The organism is Kluyvera sp. EC_51 (genome assembly GCF_019584505.1).
Taxonomy (GTDB): Bacteria; Pseudomonadota; Gammaproteobacteria; order Enterobacterales; family Enterobacteriaceae; genus Kluyvera; species Kluyvera sichuanensis.
The window spans coordinates 84680-105742 of the sequence record NZ_VDAG01000010.1; the positions used below are offsets into that span (position 1 = coordinate 84680).

Consider the following 21063-nt stretch of genomic DNA (forward strand, 5'->3'; position numbering starts at 1 on the left):
AGACTTAAGTGTGAAGGCTAAAAACGTTGCCTAAGCGGTTATTTACCCACTTTGGCAATCAGATCCATCATTTTCAGTTTCTGGTCGGTGGAAACCTTACGGACTTCCAGTTCGATACCGCGGGCATCCAGTTTTTTGAAGGCCTCGATATCTTTTTCATCGACGGAAACTGCGTTGTTAACCTGTGTTTTACCCTGACGGAACGCCATACCGCCAACGTTAACAGAGGTCACTTTCACACCACCTTCCACGATACGTTCAACGTCGGTTGGGTTGGTGAACAGCAGCATCACACGATCGCCCGCATATTTCGGGTTGTTGTAGACGCGGATCATTTTGGCAACATCGACAACGTGTGCCGTTACGCCAGGAGGAGCAACCTGAGTCAGCAGGGTTTTGCGCACGGTATCGGCGGCAACTTCATCGCTGACCACAATGATGCGGGTGACGTTTGTCTCTTTGGTCCAACGGGTCGCAACCTGACCGTGAATCAGACGGTCATCGATACGCACCAGACCGATAGTCATGTAGTCGTTCGGGCCCATTGGTTTCGCCGGAGCGGCAGCTTTCGGTGCTGCAGGTGCAGCTTTCGGCGCCGCTTTTTCGACGGGTTTGGCTTTCAGCGCTTTTACGCCTTCGCTACCGGTTTCCACCGCCAGCGCCACCAGCTCGTCAAAGCTTGGGTTATCGTCACGCGCCATGAAGGTTTCGACCAGCATCGGTACGTTGACGCCCGCGATCACTTCATAGTTTTCTTTATCGACAACAATGCGGCTTGCCGCGTTGAATGGGCTGCCGCCCCAGGTGTCAACAAGGAACAACACGCCTTTGCTGGTATCAAGCTTCGCCAGCTGCGCGTTGTATTTTTCGATTAACGTGTCTGCATTCTCGCCAGGCACGAAGTCGATCCAGCCAACATTGTCCTGCTCGCCCAACAGCATTTCTGCCGTTTTCAGCAGTTGTTCTGCTGCCCAACCATGTGTGCCTATTACAATAGCAATCGTCACTTGCTACCTCCTTTATTATCGTGTGTATCAGTAGGGCTGATACATTCTCTTGAGCCGAAACGGTAACCGAATCGATTCAGACAAGGGTTAGAGACCAAAAATTTAATAACTACCGAGAATTATTTTAGACAGTGAAAGAATAATTAATGTGATGAAGATCCGTAATTTAGTTAAAGAGTCGCAATTATTTTGTGGTGCAAAAAATTACCTTACATTTTGCAAAGACTCGTAAATCTCTGCCAAAATGTCATTTGTTTTTGCTATGTTAATGCTTCGTTTAATCACACAGGAGTATAGGGCATCAGCCCGTAGTATGGATCGTCACCGACGCCTTTTCGCACTCGTTCGCTTTTGCGACGCATCTCCCGGCCTTTTGCGCCACGCTTTTCTATCGTCTGGTATCGTCTCGCTTAAACATGACATAGCGATGACTCGTCACGTCTCTCGTTGGAGTGGTTTATGGAATTGCTAATGGACCCGTCAATCTGGGCCGGATTATTGACGCTTGTCGTTCTGGAAATCGTTCTCGGTATTGATAACCTGGTATTTATCGCCATTCTTGCCGATAAACTTCCACCAAAACAACGAGATAAAGCACGCCTGATCGGCCTGTCGCTGGCGCTGGTGATGCGTCTGGGACTGCTTTCCGTGATCTCGTGGATGGTAACGCTGACCGCGCCGCTGTTCAGCGTGTGGGGGCAAACCTTCTCCGGGCGTGACCTGATTATGCTGGTCGGTGGTCTATTCCTGTTGTTTAAAGCGACGACCGAGCTGCACGAACGGCTGGAAAACCGCCAGCACGATTCCGGACACGGTAAAGGTTATTCCAGCTTCTGGGTGGTGGTGGCACAGATCGTCGTGCTGGATGCCGTCTTCTCGCTGGATGCGGTGATCACGGCGGTCGGGATGGTGAATCACCTGCCGGTCATGATGGCGGCGGTAGTGATTGCCATGGGCGTGATGCTGCTGGCTTCAAAACCGTTGACTAACTTCGTCAACCAGCACCCAACGGTGGTGGTGCTGTGTCTGAGCTTCCTGCTGATGATCGGTCTGAGCCTGGTCGCAGAAGGTTTCGGTTTCCACATTCCGAAAGGCTATCTGTACGCGGCGATTGGCTTCTCGATAATTATCGAACTGTTCAACCAGATTGCCCGTCGTAACTTTATTCGCCACCAGTCGACGCTGCCGCTGCGTGCGCGTACGGCAGATGCCATTCTGCGTCTGATGGGCAACCGCAAGCAGGCGAACGCCACGCATGACGAAGGTCATCAGTCGACGATGCCGGTGCCGGAAGGGGCGTTCGTGGAAGAAGAGCGCTATATGATCAACGGTGTTCTGACGCTGGCTTCACGCTCGCTGCGCAGCATTATGACCCCGCGCGGGGAAATTAGCTGGGTGGATGCGGACCTGAGTACGGAAGAGATCCGCCAGCAGCTGCTGTCGTCACCGCACAGCCTGTTCCCGGTGTGTCGGGGCGAGCTGGATGAAATCGTTGGTATTGTGCGTGCCAAAGAGCTGCTGGTGGCGCTGGAAGCTGGTGAAGACGTGCTGGCGATAGCCTCCGCCAACCCAGCGATTATCGTGCCGGATACGCTCGACCCGATCAATCTGTTGGGCGTGCTGCGTAGGGCGCGCGGTAGCTTCGTTATCGTCACCAACGAGTTTGGTGTGGTGCAGGGGCTGGTGACGCCGCTGGACGTGCTGGAAGCGATTGCCGGTGAGTTCCCGGATGCCGATGAAACCCCGGAAATCGTTGCCGATGGCGATGGTTGGTTAGTGAAGGGGACGACGGACCTGCATGCGTTCCAGCATACGCTGGGGCTGGATAACCTGGTGGATGATGACATCGCCACCGTGGCCGGTCTGGTGATTGCCGTTAATGGGCAGATCCCGCACGTCGGTGACGTGATTGAACTGCCGTCGCTGCACATCACGATTACCGCGGCTAATAACTATCGCGTCGATCAGATTCGCGTGGTGAAGCTGGCTTCAGCTCACGACGAAGACGAATAATCACGCGGTAGCCCGGACGAGGCGCGCGAGCGCCGACTCCGGGATATTCCCGGGGCCACTCCGTTGGCCCCGCTACTGAAATGACGAAAACTACGGATTCAACGGCTCGTTCTTCTTAAGCCACAGCGGAAACTCCTCCAGCGGCATCGGCTGCGCATAGAGATATCCCTGCAAAAAATGCACCCCGTGCTGCTGCAAATAGCGCGCCTCTTCCTGCGTCTCAACGCCCTCCGCGACCAGCTCAACGTTCAGTCGCTGCCCCAGCGCAATAATAATATCCGTCACCGTGGAGTTCACGGCGTCGGTACCAATTGCACCGGTAAAAGCCTTGTCGATTTTCAGCACGTCCGGGTGCAGCATCTCAAGCCAGGAGAGCGAGCTGTTGCCAGTGCCAAAATCATCTATCGCCAGCTTAATTTGATGGTTGCCCAGCTCGCTGCGTAGCTGATAGTTCACATCGTTCAGCGCGTCGCGTTCGGTCAGCTCTACCGTAAGCTGCTGTAGCGGTTTGCGGCTGAACCAGAGCTGCTTTAAATCTTTCAGCAACTGGCCGTTCTTAAAGTGCGGGGCGGCGACGTTGATGCCAATCTGGAAATCACGTTCCTGAGGGAACAGATGCAGCCGCTGTGCCGTTTCACCGATGACGTAGCGGGTCAGCGGAATAATCAGGTTCTGCGTTTCAGCAATGGGAATAAACACATCTGGCGCCACCCAGCCCACGCGCGGGTTGTTCCAGCGCAGCAGGATCTCTGCGCCGACGCAGCGCTGTGTCCGCGCGTCCATCTGAGGTTGGCAGTATAGGGTAAACTCCTTACCGGCGATGCCCATATTAATTTCGCGCGAGAAGCTGAGCCGCCCGGCGGTGGCAAGCCAGGCAATCCACGTAAACAGAATGCTCATGATGGCGGCAAGCGGTAAATCGGTGACCAGATTATTCAGCGCGAGGCGAGCAGGGCCGGGGCTGAGCGCTGCAACGCTAAACGGAAAGTCCGTCGATGAGCGGATGAAAACGCGGTTACCGTCATCATCCATCTCTCCGGTAATGCCAATATTGTGCTGATAGTGGCGTTCACCGACGTTAAGACTGATATGGGTGATGAGCGGTGGGGTGGGTTCAAGAATAATATTGCTGAGTAAATCGATGTTGATGGAGACCATCACGCCGTCTTTACCGTCAGCCGATGCGGGAAACCACTGAACCAGAATCGGTGTGCCGACCAGCAGCGAATGATCGGTGCCCAGCAGCAACAGCGGCGCACTATTGGGCAGTTGCGGCTGCAGCGCGTTGACCGCGATGTTGCGCGAACCGAGTGCACTAGAGCAGTAGAGTTGCCCGCCTTTCACCAACGCAATAGAGCGCACGGTTTGCAGCATCACCGCCAGCTTGCGCAACGGTAGATGAATGGCTTCACAGGGCTGGCCGACCAGAGCAAGCATGGCGTTACGTTGGGTTTTCAGCGGTTGCAGGATTCTATCGAGGCGATCGACCGAGTGGGCGGTGAGGGTATTTATCTGTTTCTGATTTATGCTGCGCTGCGAAATAAATCGTATCCCTAAGGTCAGCGCAAAAGCACACACCGCGACGATCGCACAGACGGCGATTCGCTTGCGTAGATACTTTCTGATAATCCATTGTGCTGATTGCATTTCCGCTGCTCGGCGCGCATTGAGTGGTAATGAAAATAGCAGTGACGACAGAGCAAGTGAAGCAGGTCGCGAAAATAGTGGGAATAAATCACCCACCTGAATTAGGGGTGGGTGATTAGGCGTATTAGTCGCACTGAACCTTAATGGCCAGACCGCCGCGCGAAGTTTCGCGATATTTGGCGTTCATGTCTTTACCGGTTTCGTACATGGTCTCAATGACCTTATCGAGGGAAACGCGTGGCTCGCTGGTACGACGCATCGCCATACGCGCGGCGTTAATCGCCTTAACCGACGCAATGGCGTTACGCTCAATGCACGGCACCTGAACCTGACCGGCAACCGGGTCGCAGGTCAGACCGAGGTTATGTTCCATACCGATTTCCGCCGCGACGCATACCTGTTCCGGGCTGGCACCCAGCAGTTCAGCCAGACCAGCCGCCGCCATTGAGCAGGCCACGCCCACTTCACCCTGACAACCCACTTCGGCACCGGAGATAGAGGCGTTCATCTTGTACAGCGCGCCAATGGCGCCGGAGGCCAGGAAGTAGCGAATGTAGATATCCGGGCTGACGGACTCGATAAAGTGGTCGTAATAGGCGAGTACCGCTGGAACGATACCGCAGGCGCCGTTCGTTGGTGCGGTAACCACGCGGCCACCGGCAGCGTTCTCTTCGTTCACCGCCAGCGCAAACATGTTCACCCAGTCAATGACGTTCATCGGATCGCTGGAGAGCTTGTCGCTGGAAACCAGCATACGACGCAGCGCGGAAGCACGACGCGGTACGCGCAGCGGCCCCGGCAGCACGCCTTCGGTATTCATGCCGCGGTCAATACAGGCGCGCATGGTTTGCCAGACGTTCTCGAAGTACTCTTCAATCTCTTTCTTGCTGTGTAGCGCCAGTTCGTTCTGCATCACCATGCCTGAAAGCGACAGGCCGGTCTCTTTGCAGTAGTTGAGCATTTCGGTGGCTGAAGCGAACGGGTAAGGAACCTGGACTTCGCTGCTGTCCGCTTTGCCAAAATGCTCTTCATCGACGATAAAGCCGCCGCCGATAGAGTAGTAGGTTTTACTGTAGAGTTGCGTTTCGCCTGCCCAGGCGGTTATCTGCATGCCGTTTTCGTGCAGCGGCAGATTACCGTTGTGGAAACGCATGCCGCTTTCGGCTGGGAAATCGACTTCGACGCGGCCAAGCGCCAGCAGCAGACGGCCACGCGCTTCTACGTCACGAATAAATGCCGGGATGGCATCAATATCGACGGTATCCGGCTGGTTGCCCGCCAGACCCATAATAATCGCGATATCGGTATGGTGGCCCTTACCGGTGAGGGACAGTGAACCGTAGACGTCCACGGCAACGCGCGTCACGTCATCAATCAGTCCCTTTTCGACCAGGTCATCGACGAACTGTTTGCCAGCCTTCATCGGCCCTACAGTATGGGAAGATGAGGGACCAATCCCCACCTTAAACATGTCGAATATACTAATCACTTTAACACTCCTGACAGGGTTGCCACGTTGTTGCGGCAACGATGTAATAACTGCGCATAGTGTATGAGGGAACCTGAAATCCAGCTTAACTATTCACATGAATTTAATTAATGCGTAGCGTTGATTTTACTAATGCTGAACCCCTGGTCATCAAGGTAAGTATAGTCAGGGTTTAAGGCCCACCTGTAGCGCTAGCTCACGAATAATACCGGCGGTCATGCCCCAGACAAAATAGTGCTGATACCAGGAGAGCCAGACGCGATGTGCGTTGCCGCGGCGATGAATATCAAGCGGATGATAGCGCCCCAGACGCAGAGCTTCGGCAAGCGGCATTTCAAACACCGATGCCACCTCATCTTCACTGGCGTGATAGTGCAGATCCGGTGGGATAACGCCGAGCACCGGCGTGACCTGAAAGCCGGTCACGCTGTCGACCGGCGGCAGAACACCGATAATATCCACGCACTCCGGAGGAATGGCGACCTCTTCCTGTGCCTCACGCAGCGCCGCGGCAATCAGCGATGCGTCGCTGCTGTCTACCGCGCCGCCGGGAAAGGCGACCTGACCGGGATGTTTGCGCAAGCGCGCGGAACGCTGCGTCAGCAGCAGCCCTGGCTCAGGACGGCGCACGATGGGAATCAATACCGCGGCCTGTCGGGCGTTTAACGCCGTACGCGTCGTCTGCGGACGAAGCAGCTGAAAGCGGGAGAGAAAGTCATCCAGGTTCAGCGCGCGCTCTTGCATGGTCAGGACTCCAGTTGTTGTAGGATTCTATTCACTTTATCAAATGTTTCCTGATATTCCGCATCTTCGTCGCTGTCGGCCACCAGTCCACCGCCCGCCGAGCAGTAAAGCGTGCCGTCTGTCGCCGTGACCGTACGAATGGTAATGCTGGTGTCCATATTGCCGCAGGCGCTGAGATAGCCAATGCTGCCGCACCACGCGTTGCGGCGATGGGGCTCCAGCTCATCGATAATCTCCATCGCCCGCACCTTCGGTGCGCCGGTAATGGAGCCGCCGGGAAACGCTGCGCGCAGCAAATCGGTCGCGTGCAGTGTTGGCGGCAACTGTGCAGTGATGGTGCTGACCAGATGGTGCACCGCCGGAAACGGCTCAACGATAAACAGCTCCGGCACCCGTACGCTGCCCGGCACCGCTACGCGACCAATGTCGTTGCGCATCAGGTCGACAATCATAAGATTTTCTGCACGATCCTTCGGTGAGTTCGCCAGCCGCTGAGCCTGTTCGGCATCCGCCTGCGGGGAATCGAGGCGCGGCAGGGTGCCTTTTATCGGCCGGGTCTGAATCTGCCCCTGCTCAAGCTGGATAAAACGCTCCGGCGAGAGGCTCAGAATGGCGCTCTCTTCAAATCGTAGAAACGCGCTGAACGGCGCGCGATTGGCGCGGTTCAGCCGCACAAATGCCGCCCATTCATCACCCTCGTAGCGCGCCTGAAAGCGCTGGGCGAGGTTGACCTGGTAGCAGTCGCCGCTTTGCAGGTAAGCCTGCACCTGGCGGAATTTCTCACCGTACTGCGCGCGGTTCATATTGGACTGCCAGCCAGAGGTCAGGGCAAACGGCGCCGTTGTCGGGCTGGTTTGTTCCTGCAGCCAGCGCAGGCGAGCGTGAATATCACCGTGACACAGCAGGGTAACAACCTGACGCTGATGGTCAACGATCAACGCCCAGTCATAAATGCCCACCGCCATGTCCGGGACGCCGATATCTTGTAGCGCCTGCTCGGGCAGCGTCTCAAAGCGGCGGCCTAAATCATAGCCAAAGAGCCCAACGGCACCGCCGGTAAAGGGCAAATCGGCCAGCGGTTTGTTGCTGATGTTCAGCCGAACCATCGCCTGCTGTAACAGCGTTAAGGGATCGTCATGGGAGACTACGGCGCTACCGTTATGACTCACGGTAGTGACGTCGCCGTGCGTCACCAGCGTCTGGCGAGGGTCGGCAACCACGATATCGTAGCGGCTGTGCGGATGGTCCGCGTAGCCGGAGTGCAGCATCATCGCCCAGGGCGAGGCGTTTAACGGGGCAAAGTAGTGTTCTGCGGCATCCTGTCGCCAGGGAAGCGTCATCATTGAAGGGGGTAACATTGTTTCTCTGTCCAGCCTTGTTGCACTGCCTCTGGTGAATGTTCGGGCAGCATGAAATAATAAGCGCCCACAATGTAGCAGGAGTCAATGATGTTTGCAGGATTACCTTCACTAAGCCATGAACAGCAGCAGAAAGCCGTCGAGCGTATTCAGGAACTGATGTCGCAGGGGATGGCAAGCGGTCAGGCGATCGCGCTGGTGGCTGAAGAGCTGCGTGCTACCCACACCGGCGAACGTATTGTCGCTCGCTTTGAGGATGAAGACGAAGACGAGTAACGTCATGTTCATCCGTTCAATACCGCTGCTGCTGACGCTGATGGCAGCGCCCTTAACGGCAGCAGCGGAAAATACATGTCGGCTCACCGATCCCAGCCTGACGCTGCAAAGCTATACCGCCGATCCCCAACATCAACGCATCGCCATGTACTGGCAAAAAGCCAACGGTAAAGCGTACGGTTCGCTGCGCGCGCTGCTGTCCGAGATCAACGGCGACGGGCGTGTGCGCATGGCGATGAACGGTGGCATCTACGACAAAGCCTACGCTCCCCTTGGGCTGTATATTGAAAACGGAGAGCAAAGGGTGGCAGTAAACCGCGCTTCCGGCGGTGGGAACTTCTTTATCAAACCCGGCGGCGTTTTTTACCTTCGCGGCGATCGCGCGGGGATAGTTAGCCTCGATAAGCTGAAATCCACCAAAGGCATGGATTACGCGGTGCAGTCCGGCCCGATGCTGATTGAAAACGGGGTCATTAACTGGCGGCTGAAGCCGTCAGCAAGTTCGCGCAAGCTGCGCAACGGCGTAGGGATCACCGCGCAAGGCAAGGTGGTGTTTATGCTGAGCGAGCGGGAAACCAACTTTTATGATTTCACCTGCTATGCGAAATCGCGCCTTGATGTGCGGCAGATGCTTTATCTCGACGGCACCATTTCGAAGATGTACCAGCAGGGGAGTAGTGTCCCCTGGCAGTACCATCCTTTCGTTACCATGATTACCGTGGAAAAACGCTGAGTTCTGGGGAGAGGCCGAATGGCGCTTCCCACATCCGGCCTACATGACAAATATCAGGCTCGCCCCACGAACTCAGGCCGCAGCGCAGGATCGTCATACAACGTGACATGCGCCACTCGCTCCCCACGCCAGAAGGTCAGCTGCGTGCCTATAGCGGTGTGATGCACGCTCACTTCCGTCAGCGGCGACTGCTTCGCCAAATCCCACAGACAGACAAAACGCGCCTGCGGCAGATGGTTGCGCAACACCAGATAGCTCAAATCACTGATGGCCGGGTTATCGGCCGCCAGCCCTTGCCAGAGTTCACCGTCACCCGACAGCCATAGGGCAAAGGTGTCGCCCTGATGGGAGAAATGGCGCGGCTGACAGCCGTGCAGCGGCGTGACGGTCGCGTTGCGCATTTCGCGCAGCGGGCCGCTGAGCGAGAAGGGCTGCGGCTTGCCGCTCTGGTCCAGCGCATCGGCCGCCAGATGTAGCGTCCAGTCAAGCTGCTGGCGGTGCGGGTTTTCTACCGTCGATAGATCGATCAACACGTCATCCAGCCACAGCAGACGGCGGCGAAAACGCACGTCGCGCCAGGCCTCAACGTCCCACTCCACGCGGGTGTGGCTGTTTAGCTGCGGCGGTGGTTTTCCCCAATCGGTTTCGGTATCCAGCCACAGGTACTCCTCGCCCATGTGCCAACCGAGCACCTCAGAGTTGGCGGGGGGCTGGTTGGTCTGGTTAACCGTCAGCGTATTGTGAGTGGCGCTGTTTTTGTAATAGTCGTAGTGCATCCTGGCACCGTAACCGGTAGTACCGAGGTCCGGCAGCAGCCAGCCGTCGCCCTGCCATAGCATCAGGCTCTGGCGGTCATAATGGTCGTGCTCACCGCCCCACGGACTGTGTTTAATCAATACCGCCTGCTGCTGTTGCGGGCGTCGCCACAGCGTGATCCCGGCACCGGGTGCGTACAGCGATTGCTGCGGGATCAAATCCAGGTGCGTTTCAGGCAGAGGCTGATGACGCCAGAGCAGCGTTTCGCGCTCGTCAGGCTCACCGGCAGTAAACTGCAGCACCGCTGCGTAGCGCGGGTCGCGCCAGATAAACCAGGCAAATTCGTACAGATCCCGATGATGCAGCTTCTCCTGACCGGCGAGGCAATCGTTAAGGCGAGGGAAGGTGCCGTCCGGCAGCAGCAGCTCAAGCGGGAAGCGCAGCATCTGCGGGTACCACGGGCCATCAATCAAGCTCCAGCGGGTGCCGTGCGCCAGCTTCTCAAAGGCAAAGAATCCCTGTAGCGCGTAATAGTGATAATGGATGGAACCCTCAAACCACATCCCCTCCGCCAGCAGACCATGTTCAAGCTGCCAGCGCAGGCCGTAAGGCGCGTTGACGGCAAACTCCAGCAGGCTGTTGTCCTCCAGCACAAAACCGAGCACCCCCAGCGCGGCACCGATTTTGACCTCGTGGTTATGGATCTGCGGGCTGCGGTGTTCGCATAAAAAGGTTGCCGCACAGCGCAACAGATTGTCGCTGATATGCTGACGCTCGCCCGCCGTCAGGCTCTCGGCAATAAAGTCATAGCCCAGCGCCATATCCAGAATGCAGTTGGCTTCGCACAACGTCTGGGCGTTCATTTTACCAGGACCATTATGCGGAATATCGCCGTGCACCGCGTAGTCAGGGTAAACATCCGCATAACCCATCAGCAGCGTACGCACTTTATCGCGGTACGCGGCGTTGCCGGTCAGCTGCCAGAGCAGGCCCAACTGCTGGCAGGCACTGGCGTTACGACCGTTCATTTCCCGCCACCAGGCGCCGTCCCACGGTTCACCGCTGAACACCTCACCCTCCACCGGGCAAGCGTGGTGGTGAGGTGAGTCTGGCTGCCAGGTCAGCCGCACCCCATGGTGCGGGCAAAAATAGTAGAGATTCCAGCTAGCGATCCCGGTTTGCGGGATGCACACAGCGGCGTCAAGCATCGGTTGTGCATCCTTCACGAGCTGTTGAATCAGGCCCTGTTCGCCGACAGCACGCGCGGCGATCTCCGGCCATAGCCCAGAAAATTGTCTCATTTTTGGTTTTCCCTGACCTCTGAAGACGCGGTAAGCGGTGCAGTGAGCGTGGTGATATCGTCGGGATATTTCGCCCGCAGCCAGCGCGCTTTTTCGCGGAACAGCGCGTCGTCCGGCCATGCGTGGGCGGCGGTGGCGATGTTGCGCAACGCTTTCTTGTCATCCATTTTGTCGAGGTCTTTCCACGGCCACGGCGTGTCACTGTTGATAAAACCGGCGATGTACTGGTAGCTCTTGCGCAGGCTGTGATCGTCGAGGGTAAAGTTCCAGATATCGACCCCGGCTTTTTCACCCAGACGACCCAGGCGGCTGTAAGCGTCGAGGTTAAAGTTGCTGTAGTGCCACGGGCGAGTGCGCTCCAGTTCGGCCATCTGGCGGCCTTCAACGTCAAACTGCCCGGCAATACGGCGCAGTTGGGTGACATACAGGCGCTTTTTGGCCTCTTCCGGCTTGCCGCTGAACAGCGCAAAGGTCGCCGCCTGCATATCGAAGTAGGTACCGTGGTTGTTGTGCCAGTTCTCTTCTTCAAAGCCATTCTGGCTGGTGGTCATCCAGTGATAGAAATCGCCAAACCACTTTTTCAGCTCGGTCACGTCCGCATCACTTAACTTACCGGATGCTTGCAGCAGGGCAATGGCATCCACCACGTCAACCAGCGCGCGGCTGTCGATAATGCCGATGCCGCGGCCGGTGTTGATCCCCGGGATAGCCTGAGCGTGCTGCAGATTTGGCGTCATGCGGGTTTCCGGGGCCAGGAACCAGCTTTTGAGTTGTTTGGCCGCTTTCTGGGCGTAACGGTCGTCATGCGAGAAGTACCATGCCAGCGCCAGCGTAGAGACGTCGTTGCTCATCTTCACCAGCCGATTTTTATCGGTGGCATCGCTGTTGGCGTCCGGGTTGGTTTGACCATCTTTGCGGATGTACGGCAGGCCATCTTTGGTCTCCGGGTTTGGCCACCAGTAAGGCGGGAAGCTGTAGTAGTCATGCTTATTACCGCTGGCGGCTACTAGCGTTTTATCCATCACCGAATAGAGCGGGTGTTTCAGCGCAGCATCCGCTTTTTTCAACAGCGCGCTTTCCGCCTGTAAGAACAGCGGGTCTTTGGCCGCAATCTGTTCGCGGCTGAACGCCAGATCGTTGCCATCAAGCGTATAAGGCTCTGCAGCATACAGCGAAGCGCTGAACCCAGAGCAGAGTAGCGCAATGCCTAATATTCCACGGCGATGTATTGAACTCATAGTGATAACCCTTCTGCAAATAGAGAAAAGATAACAAGAGAATTTTGCCTTTAGCGTATTTTAACAACACTAAAAGCAGGCGATTTAATTAAAAGATAACGCATTCATAAATAGGTTGGCGTGCAGTGTAAAAGACAAAGTGATTTTTTTTGTGATGCTCATCATGGTTATCAAGTTGAATAAAAAATGACGCATTTATTGTGGCGTAGTTCACGTTTTTAGCCGTTTTTCTTATTTTGTTGAGTTTATCAAAAAAATAAACAAAATGTTAATTCATTGAATTTTAATGATAAAATTTTTATGTCACTTTTATCGTCACTTTCATGCGTGATCTCGTTCAACTTTTCTGTTTCTGAAATACGATTTCTTTTTTGTGTGGTTGTATTGGAAAATATATTTCTATTTAATGTTCGGAAATAATTTTTTACGCATGTTGTATTTACCGCAAAATGTTAATCCAGATCACGGAAATGCATTTTGTGAGAATTTAATTATCTTTGTGCCCTACACAATAAAGGATATGCAATCATGTCTGCGAATAAATTACGCTCATTATTACTGCTTTCTGCTCTAGGACTGGGTATCGGGCAAAGCTACGCCGCCACCACCCTGAACGTCTGGATCCGTGCGAGCAACGACTCCAAAAATATCTACAAGCAAGAAGCCGAGAAGTTCGAAGAGAAGACCGGCATTAAGATTGAGTACTTCAATGCCACCACCGACTTCGAACAGCGGCTGGCGCGAGCCACGGCGGGTAATGCCTTACCGGATCTGATCTTCAACGATGCCGCTTCACTCGGCCAGTTTATTCAGCTTGGCATTGCCGACGAAATTGACCCGAAAGCCATCAGCGGCGGCGACCAGCTGTACCAGACCGCGTGGAACAGCACCCGCTATATCGACGGCAAATACTACGGCGTGCCAACCTCTGCGCAAACCTTCGCGCTGTTTGTGCGCAAAGACTGGCGCGAGAAGCTGGGTCTGCCGCTGCCAAAAAGCTGGGATGATATCCAGACGCTGGCCAAAGCCTTCACCACCCAGGACCCGGACGGCAACGGTAAAAACGACACCTACGGCTTTATCGTGCCTGCCTCTACCACCCGCGGCTACGCCAGCTGGTTTATGAGCAGCTTTATCTGGCAGGCGGGCGGTGATTTCGTCAAAGAGAACGGCGGCAAATTCAGCGCTTCGCTCGATACTCCAGAAGTGGCTCAGGCGATGACCTTTATGCGCACCATGATGTGCGAAAAAGTGACCCAGCCGGGGGCGATTAACGCCACCACCGCCGACGTTATCCCATCGTTCCGTTCCGGTCAGAGCGGCATGTTCTTCAGCGGCCCTTACCACATCGCGCTGTTTGATAAAGACCCAGGCAAAAACAACTTCGACATCGTGCCGGTTGTTGGGCCGAAAGGGGAAGCCACCCTCGCTGAAGGGACCACCGTCTTTATGATGAAGAGCAGCAAGCAGAAAGAGGCGGCGCAGAAATTTATCGAATTTATGATTTCACAGGAAGGCCAGGAGATCGGCATGGGTAAAGGCAGTCAGCATATTCCCGTGGTGCGTCTGCCGGTGAACAAAAACGTCGATGTCAAAGCCGTTTACCAGGACGCGCGCTGGGAAACCTTCGCCAGGCTGTATAACGAGCAGGGCCGCTATGTGCCGCAAATTCCAAACTGGACGCCGGTGCGTCAGGTGGCAGCCGACGGCTTCAACCGTATTTTCGCCGACTGTAATAGCAATATCAGCGCTGAGCTGAAGTCCATCGACGTGAAGGTCAACGCCGAGCTGGAAAAACAAAACGTGCTGGCTAAGTGAGAGGGAGTAAGTAATGACGCTGCATGAGACGAAGTCCGCGCCGCTAAAGCAAGCCGCTTCGCCTGACGCGACCGGCTGGCTGACGGCTAAACGCAAGCGGGCGCTGATTCCGTGGCTGTTCCTGGCACCCGCGCTGATTATTTTTAGCTGGTTTAAGTTCATCCCGATGATTCAGGGTTTGGTGATGAGCTTTTACAAGGTCAACTTTAATCAGCCGGACGAGTGGGTCGGGTTCGACAACTTTACCCGCGCCTTTGCTGACGTGGAACTGCACGCGGCGGTGGTGAATACGCTGCTGTACGTGGTGGTGACGATGTTTGCCGCCGCAATACTCGCGTTCTTCCTCGCCATGCTGCTGGAAGGCCCGGCGCGCCATCTGCGCTTTATTCGTACCGCGATTTTCTTACCGGCGGTAACCAGTGCGGCGATCGTCGCCGAGATGTGGCGCATTCTGTTCAACCCAACTCCGAACGGCGTGGTGAACCACATTCTCAGCTGGTTTGGCGTGGCGGATCAGGGGTTCCTTGCCAGCTCCGATCAGGCGCTGGGGGTCATCATGCTGCTGCATATCTGGAAAGCGGTGCCCTACAACATGGTGATTTTTATCGCCGGTCTGGCGGGTATCAGCCGTGACCTGTACGACGCCTCGAACGTTGATGGCGCCAACTGGTGGAACCGTCTGCGCTACGTGACGCTGCCTGGGATGATCCCGGCGCTGTCGGTGGTGTTGATGCTCTCCTTTATTCGTGGCTTCCGCGTGTTTGCCGAGGTGTATGCCACCACCGGCGGAGGGCCATCTAACGCCACGGAAATGGTCATGACCCATATCTATAAGCTGGGCTTTGAACAGTTTGACTACGGCTACGCCTCGGCGGTGTCGTTCCTGCTGTTCACCTTCACCGTTATCTTAACCATTTGTCATTTGACGCTGAAAAAACGTATCGCACGTTACTAAGGAGCCGTGATGTTGAGTAAACGTTGGGATACCGTTGGGCGCTGGTGCATCTACGCGCTGCTGCTGATTGTCTTCGTCGGACCGTTCTGGGGCATTGTGGCTACCGCCTTTAGCGGCGCGCCGGTCAAGCCGGGCGAACTGCTGGCCTGGCCGAATCAGTTCTCGTTTGAAAACTTCATCTTCGCGTGGATGGATATCGGCGTCTGGCAGTATCTGCTGAACTCCATTCTGGTGGTGTTCTTCGGCACCATCCTGCAGGTGTCGGTCAGCGCGCTGGCGGCCTATGCTCTGGCCCGTAAGAAGTTTCGCGGCGTGGCGCTGGTCAGCCTGGTGATTTTATCCACCATGATGCTGCCGGAAGAGGTTATCGCCATTCCGCTGTACATGATAATCAACTGGCGACTGCCGTTTATCGATGCGTCGCTGTACAACAGCTACCTCGGGATGATTTTACCGGTGGTGGGCTGGGCCTTCTCCATCTTCGTGCTGACCGAGTTTATGTCGGCCATTCCGAAAGAGCTGGAAGAAGCGGCGCGTATCGACGGAGCGAATGAGTGGCAGATCTTCTTCCACGTCATTCTGCCGCTGGTGAAACCAGCGCTGGGTACGGTAGTGACCTTCGGCTTCATTATGATTTGGGACCAGTACCTGCTGCCGCTGATTGTGGTGAACCAGGACAGCCTGAACACTATTCCGGTGATCCTCGGCACGCTGCGTACCGATGAGAGCATCACGCCGAACATCTTTATCGCCATTACGCTACTGGCGATGCTGCCAAGCATCATCGTCTATCTGGGTCTGCAAAAACATTTCAACCGCGGGATCATGTCCGGCGCGGTCAAAGGATAAGGGGTTACCGATGGGATCTGTTGTATTAAATAGCGTGCGCAAATCATACGGTGATGCTCACGTCATTAAAGATGTGTCGCTGACTATCCCTGACGGCGAGTTCTGCGTGCTGGTGGGGCCGAGCGGCTGCGGGAAATCGACGCTGCTGCGGATGATTGCCGGTCTGGAAGAGATTTCCGCCGGGGAAGTGCACATCAACGAACGTGATGTCACCGAGGTTGAACCGAAGCTGCGCGATATCGCCATGGTGTTCCAGAGCTATGCGCTCTATCCGCAGATGACGGTGCGCGAAAACATGGGCTTTGCGCTGAAGATGGCGCGGTTGCCGAAAACGGAAATCAAACAGAAAGTTGATGAAGCGGCGGCGCTGCTCGGGCTAGAGCCGCTGCTGGAGCGTCTGCCAAAAGATCTCTCCGGTGGTCAGCGTCAGCGCGTGGCGATGGGGCGCGCCATTGTACGTAAGCCGCAGGTATTCCTGTTCGATGAACCGCTGTCGAACCTCGACGCCAAGCTGCGTACCCAGGTGCGCGGTGAAATTCGCGAGCTGCACCGTCGTCTGAAAACCACCTCGGTGTACGTCACCCACGACCAGATTGAAGCGATGACCATGGGGCAGATGATCGTGGTCCTGCGAGACGGGCGCATTGAGCAGGCGGGCACGCCGCTGGAGCTGTACGACCAGCCGGCCAACCTGTTCGTTGCCGGGTTTATCGGCTCGCCGGAAATTAACCAGTTGAAGGGGGAGGTGGTGCTCAGCGGAAATAGCACCAGCCTGCGCCTGAAAGATGGATCGCTGCTGGCGCTGCCGGTAGGGCTACAGGTGACCGACGGCCAGCAGGTGGTCTACGCCATTCGCCCGGAACAGGTCAACGTGGTACACGAAGCCCGCGACGATGCGCTGGCGGCGAAGGTCACGGCGGTGGAGAACACCGGTTCGGATATGCAGCTGTTCTGCGATACCGGCGGTGGGGCATTTACCTCGGTGTTTAAGCAGCGTCTGGCGGTGAAAGAGGGTGACACTATCTGGCTGCAGCCGAAGCTCTCCGGCGTGCATCTGTTCGATGCGCAAAGCGGTCTGCGCATAGCGTGCCTGGAGGGTCAATAAGGTGGCGATGAAGCTGTACACCCTTGATGAAACCTGTCTGGAAAACGCCCGCGCGGGCCTGAAGCAGCCGTTCTCACCGCTGCAGCTGGCCCTGAGCAAGCTGGTGGCTGAGGCGGATATGCTTAAGCGCGAGCCGCCGGAAAGCGTAGTGCACAAGAAACTACGCCCGGCGAGCGGCGACGCGCACGATTACTACAGCCTGGGCACCTACTGGTGGCCCAACCCGCGGCGGCCCAACGGGCTGCCCTACATTCGCCGCGACGGGCATATCAACCCGCAGTGCGAAAATAACGATACCGACACTTCGCGCATTATCCGCATGTGCGAGCGCTGCCTGACGCTGGGGCTGGCATGGTACTTCACCGGTCAGCGCCAGTACGCGCAGGCGGCAGCGGTGCAGATCCGCTGTTGGTTCCTCGATGGCGACACGCGCATGAACCCGCATCTGAACTACGGCCAGGCGATCCCCGGCGTGGTCTCCGGGCGCGGAACCGGGCTTATCGACACCCGCCTGCTGTGGATGGTGGTCGATACTATCGGGTTGATTAACACCGCCAGCGTGCTGGATACCGACGATATCATCGGCCTGCACCAGTGGTTCCGCGATTTTAACCACTGGATGTACTACAGCGATATCGGCCACTCCGAATACGTCTGGCACAATAACCACGGCACCTGGTACGACGCCCAGCGCGCAGTCAATGCGCTGTTCTACGGCGATAAGGGGCTGGTGGCGCGGATTATTGAGCAGGGGATCACCCAGCGTATGGCGGCGCAGATTGATCAGGACGGCAAACAGACGATGGAGCTGGAGCGTACCATTCCGTTCCACTACTCGCTGTTCAACCTTGAGGCGCATTTGCTGCTCAACCGTTACGCCGAGCACGTCGAGTTCGATCGCTGGAACCACATTCGCGACGGACGCGGAGTGAAGCAGGGGATTGATTACCTGGTGCCGTTTATCCGCGAACCGGATCTGTGGCCGTATAGCGATTTGCAGGGCATTGTCTGGGATAGCGCGCTGCGGGTGCTGCTGCAGACGCAGCGTGGTTATGCGAAGCAGTCGCTGAGCTATCGGGACGTGCTGAAGTGCTTGCCGCAGGAGACGCTGCAGTTAAAAGAGCAGCTGATGTGGTGTCCGGGATTGTAGAAGAGCGTCCCCCGGCGGCGCTGCGCTTGGCCGGGCTACCCAACATGTAGCCCGGACGAGGCGCCTGCGCCGACTCCGGGAAGGCACAATTTACCGATTTACACCGCGGCGATAATCTTAATCTCAACCTTATATTTCGGGTTCATCAGCTTCGCCTGCACGGTGCAACGCACCGGCGCGTGACCGGCGACTACCCACGCATCCCACGCTTTGTTCATGGCGGCGAAATCGTCGCCGTCCGGCAGGAAAATGGTGGCGTCGAGAATGCGCGACTTATTGCTGCCCTGTTTTTCCAGCACCGCATCAATCTGCGCCAGCGTATTTGCCGTTTGCTCAAACGCATCGGCGTCCAGGTTTGCCGGTACGCCAGTGTAGTACAGCGTATTGTTATGAATAACGACATCAGACCAACGGGCTTCGGCATCAATACGTACAATTGTCATTTCATTTTCCTTTTAACATCACGTAAACGCGCTAAGACTGCCACATTGTCGACGCCGCGTCACGACTTCGGCTGGCATAAGCGGGGTTCGCCTGACATATACACGTCATACTTCAAGCTGCATGTGCGTTGGCTGCGTTCATTCACCCCAGTCACGTACTTATGTACGCTCCTGGGGATTCACTCTCTTGCCGCCTTCCTGCAACTCGAATTATTTAGTGTATAATCACTGGGAATTTTTCCAGGGGGTAACGTGACGGACGATTTTGCAGAAGATGGCCAGCTTGCGCAGGCGATAACCGGCTTTAAACCGCGTGAACCGCAGCGTCAGATGGCGCACGCCGTCGCGAAGGCGATTGATAACGGCCAGCCGCTGGTGGTGGAAGCGGGGACTGGGACCGGGAAAACCTACGCCTACCTGGCGCCCGCGCTGCGCTCCGGGAAAAAAACCATTATCTCTACCGGCTCTAAGGCATTGCAGGATCAGCTCTACAGCCGCGACCTGCCGACCGTCGCCACCGCGCTGACCTTTACCGGCAAGCTGGCACTGCTGAAAGGGCGCTCAAACTACCTTTGCCTCGAACGTTTAGAGCAGCAGGCGATGGCGGGCGGCGACCTGCCGGTGCAAACCATCAGCGACGTCATTTTGCTGCGCAGCTGGGCTAACCAGACCGTAGACGGTGACATCAGCACCTGCGTTAGCGTGGCGGAAGATTCCCAGGCCTGGCCGCTGGTCACCAGCACCAACGATAACTGTCTGGGCAGCGACTGCCCGCAGTATCAGGACTGCTTCGTGGTGAAGGCGCGTAAGAAGGCGATGGATGCCGACGTGGTGGTCGTCAACCATCACCTGTTCCTTGCCGACATGGTGGTGAAAGAGAGCGGCTTTGGCGAGCTTATTCCCGAGGCCGACGTGATGATCTTCGATGAAGCCCATCAGCTGCCGGATATCGCCAGCCAGTACTTTGGTCAGTCGCTCTCCAGCCGCCAGTTGCTGGACCTTGCCAAAGACGTGGTCATTGCCTATCGCACCGAACTGAAAGATACCCAGCAACTGCAAAAGTGCGCCGACCGTCTGGCGCAGGCCACCCAGGATTTCCGCCTGCAGGTGGGCGACCCCGGCTACCGTGGCAACCTGCGTGAACTGCTGGCGGAAACTGCCGTGCAGCGCTCGCTGCTGCTGCTCGATGATGCTCTGGAACTCTGCTACGACGTGGCGAAGCTGTCGCTTGGCCGCTCTGCTTTGCTGGATGCCGCTTTCGAACGCGCAACCCTGTATCGCGCGCGCTTAAAGCGCCTTAAAGAGATCAACAAGCCTGGTTACAGCTACTGGTATGAATGCAACTCGCGCCACTTTACCCTGGCACTGACGCCGCTCACCGTGGCGGACAAATTCAAAGAGGTGATGGCGGCCAAACCGGGCAGCTGGATCTTTACCTCCGCGACGCTGTCGGTCAACGACGACCTGCACCACTTTACCGAACGCCTCGGCATTGAAGCGGCGGAATCGCTGCTGCTGCCAAGCCCGTTTGACTACGCCACCCAGGCGCTGTTGTGCGTGCCGCGCAACCTGCCGTTGCCGAATCAGCCGGGGGCCGCACGCCACCTGGCGGCGATGCTGAAACCGCTGATTGAGGCTAACGACGGGCGCTGCTTTATGCTCTGCACCTCACACGCCATGATGCGCGACCTCGCCGAACAGTTCCGCGCCACCATGACGCTGCCGGTACTGCTACAGGGGGAGACCAGCAAAGGCCAGCTGCTTCAGCAATTTGTTAGCGCTGGTAACGCTCTGTTGGTGGCGACCAGCAGCTTCTGGGAAGGGGTCGACGTGCGCGGCGATGCGCTGTCATTGGTGATCATCGACAAACTGCCGTTCACCTCACCGGATGACCCGCTGCTGAAAGCGCGCATGGAAGACTGCCGACTGCGCGGCGGCGATCCGTTTGAAGAGGTACAACTGCCGGATGCGGTGATTACCCTCAAGCAGGGCGTTGGCCGACTGATTCGTGACGTTGACGATCGCGGGGTGCTGGTGATTTGCGACAACCGCCTGGTGATGCGCCCCTACGGCGCGACCTTCCTCGCCAGCCTGCCGCCGGCACCGCGCACCCGTGATATTCGACGGGCGACGCGTTTCCTGGCGCTGTCATCAACGCGGTAATACAGAGCAAAGTGTGAT

The 21063-nt window shown here is 56.6% G+C and carries 17 protein-coding genes; 9 read left to right on the forward strand and 8 right to left on the reverse strand.

Annotated elements, in window-relative coordinates:
- Positions 1-38: 38 nt before the first annotated feature.
- Complete coding sequence (manX, locus tag FHC49_RS03965; protein ID WP_185667660.1) at positions 39-1007, reverse strand: PTS mannose transporter subunit IIAB; 969 nt, start codon at positions 1005-1007, stop codon at positions 39-41.
- 459 nt (positions 1008-1466) lie between these two features.
- Between manX and yoaE the strand changes: the two genes are divergently transcribed.
- Positions 1467-3020, forward strand: a complete 1554-nt coding sequence (gene yoaE, locus FHC49_RS03970; RefSeq protein WP_185667661.1) for a CNNM family cation transport protein YoaE — start codon at positions 1467-1469, stop codon at positions 3018-3020.
- 90 nt (positions 3021-3110) lie between these two features.
- Here the strand turns inward: yoaE and FHC49_RS03975 are convergent, their stop codons facing one another.
- The 4 genes from FHC49_RS03975 to pabB all read right to left on the reverse strand — a co-directional run bounded on the left by FHC49_RS03975 (position 3111) and on the right by pabB (position 8258).
- The gene (locus tag FHC49_RS03975; RefSeq protein ID WP_220438828.1) at positions 3111-4667 is read right to left on the reverse strand and encodes an EAL domain-containing protein; all 1557 of its coding nucleotides are present in this window, start codon (positions 4665-4667) and stop codon (positions 3111-3113) included.
- 124 nt (positions 4668-4791) lie between these two features.
- Positions 4792-6156 carry an L-serine ammonia-lyase gene (sdaA, locus tag FHC49_RS03980; RefSeq protein WP_185667663.1) on the reverse strand — a complete coding sequence of 455 codons (1365 nt, stop codon included), beginning with the start codon at positions 6154-6156 and terminating at the stop codon, positions 4792-4794.
- A 165-nt stretch (positions 6157-6321) separates the two neighbouring features.
- Entirely contained in the window at positions 6322-6900 is a 579-nt protein-coding gene (locus FHC49_RS03985; protein ID WP_185667664.1) for a CoA pyrophosphatase, read from the reverse strand.
- 2 nt (positions 6901-6902) lie between these two features.
- The gene (pabB, locus tag FHC49_RS03990; RefSeq protein WP_220438830.1) at positions 6903-8258 is read right to left on the reverse strand and encodes an aminodeoxychorismate synthase component 1; all 1356 of its coding nucleotides are present in this window, start codon (positions 8256-8258) and stop codon (positions 6903-6905) included.
- Between the two features lie 90 nt (positions 8259-8348).
- Here pabB and FHC49_RS03995 point away from each other — a divergent pair, with 90 nt between their 5' ends.
- On the forward strand, positions 8349-8534 hold the full coding sequence (locus tag FHC49_RS03995) for a YoaH family protein (protein WP_035891624.1): 186 nt from the start codon (positions 8349-8351) through the stop codon (positions 8532-8534).
- A 4-nt stretch (positions 8535-8538) separates the two neighbouring features.
- On the forward strand, positions 8539-9267 hold the full coding sequence (locus FHC49_RS04000) for a phosphodiester glycosidase family protein (RefSeq protein ID WP_185667666.1): 729 nt from the start codon (positions 8539-8541) through the stop codon (positions 9265-9267).
- 53 nt (positions 9268-9320) lie between these two features.
- On the opposite strand, the gene FHC49_RS04005 is transcribed toward FHC49_RS04000, so the two are convergent.
- Positions 9321-11324 (reverse strand): heparinase II/III family protein, encoded by a 2004-nt coding sequence (locus tag FHC49_RS04005; protein ID WP_220438831.1) that lies wholly within the window; start codon positions 11322-11324, stop codon positions 9321-9323.
- Entirely contained in the window at positions 11321-12562 is a 1242-nt protein-coding gene (locus tag FHC49_RS04010; RefSeq protein ID WP_220438833.1) for an alginate lyase family protein, read from the reverse strand. Before FHC49_RS04010 ends, FHC49_RS04005 begins: the two co-directional genes overlap by 4 nt.
- A gap of 528 nt (positions 12563-13090) precedes the next feature.
- Here FHC49_RS04010 and FHC49_RS04015 point away from each other — a divergent pair.
- The 5 genes from FHC49_RS04015 to FHC49_RS04035 are packed head-to-tail and all read left to right on the forward strand — an operon-like array spanning position 13091 to position 18439.
- Positions 13091-14380 carry a sugar ABC transporter substrate-binding protein gene (locus FHC49_RS04015; RefSeq protein WP_220438835.1) on the forward strand — a complete coding sequence of 430 codons (1290 nt, stop codon included), beginning with the start codon at positions 13091-13093 and terminating at the stop codon, positions 14378-14380.
- A gap of 13 nt (positions 14381-14393) precedes the next feature.
- Positions 14394-15335, forward strand: a complete 942-nt coding sequence (locus FHC49_RS04020) for a carbohydrate ABC transporter permease (protein ID WP_081918560.1) — start codon at positions 14394-14396, stop codon at positions 15333-15335.
- A 9-nt stretch (positions 15336-15344) separates the two neighbouring features.
- Positions 15345-16184 carry a carbohydrate ABC transporter permease gene (locus tag FHC49_RS04025; protein WP_185667670.1) on the forward strand — a complete coding sequence of 280 codons (840 nt, stop codon included), beginning with the start codon at positions 15345-15347 and terminating at the stop codon, positions 16182-16184.
- A gap of 10 nt (positions 16185-16194) precedes the next feature.
- A complete protein-coding gene (locus FHC49_RS04030; RefSeq protein ID WP_220438837.1) occupies positions 16195-17289 on the forward strand; it encodes an ABC transporter ATP-binding protein in 1095 nt (364 codons plus the stop codon).
- 7 nt (positions 17290-17296) lie between these two features.
- Positions 17297-18439, forward strand: coding sequence for an alginate lyase family protein (locus FHC49_RS04035; protein ID WP_220438838.1), 1143 nt, complete (start codon positions 17297-17299; stop codon positions 18437-18439).
- 98 nt (positions 18440-18537) lie between these two features.
- Here the strand turns inward: FHC49_RS04035 and FHC49_RS04040 are convergent, their stop codons facing one another.
- Positions 18538-18882 (reverse strand): RidA family protein, encoded by a 345-nt coding sequence (locus FHC49_RS04040; protein ID WP_185667672.1) that lies wholly within the window; start codon positions 18880-18882, stop codon positions 18538-18540.
- Positions 18883-19134: 252 nt separating this feature from the next.
- On the opposite strand from FHC49_RS04040, the gene FHC49_RS04045 reads away from it, so the two are divergent.
- The gene (locus FHC49_RS04045) at positions 19135-21045 is read left to right on the forward strand and encodes an ATP-dependent DNA helicase (protein ID WP_220438840.1); all 1911 of its coding nucleotides are present in this window, start codon (positions 19135-19137) and stop codon (positions 21043-21045) included.
- The last annotated feature ends 18 nt before the right edge of the window (positions 21046-21063 follow it).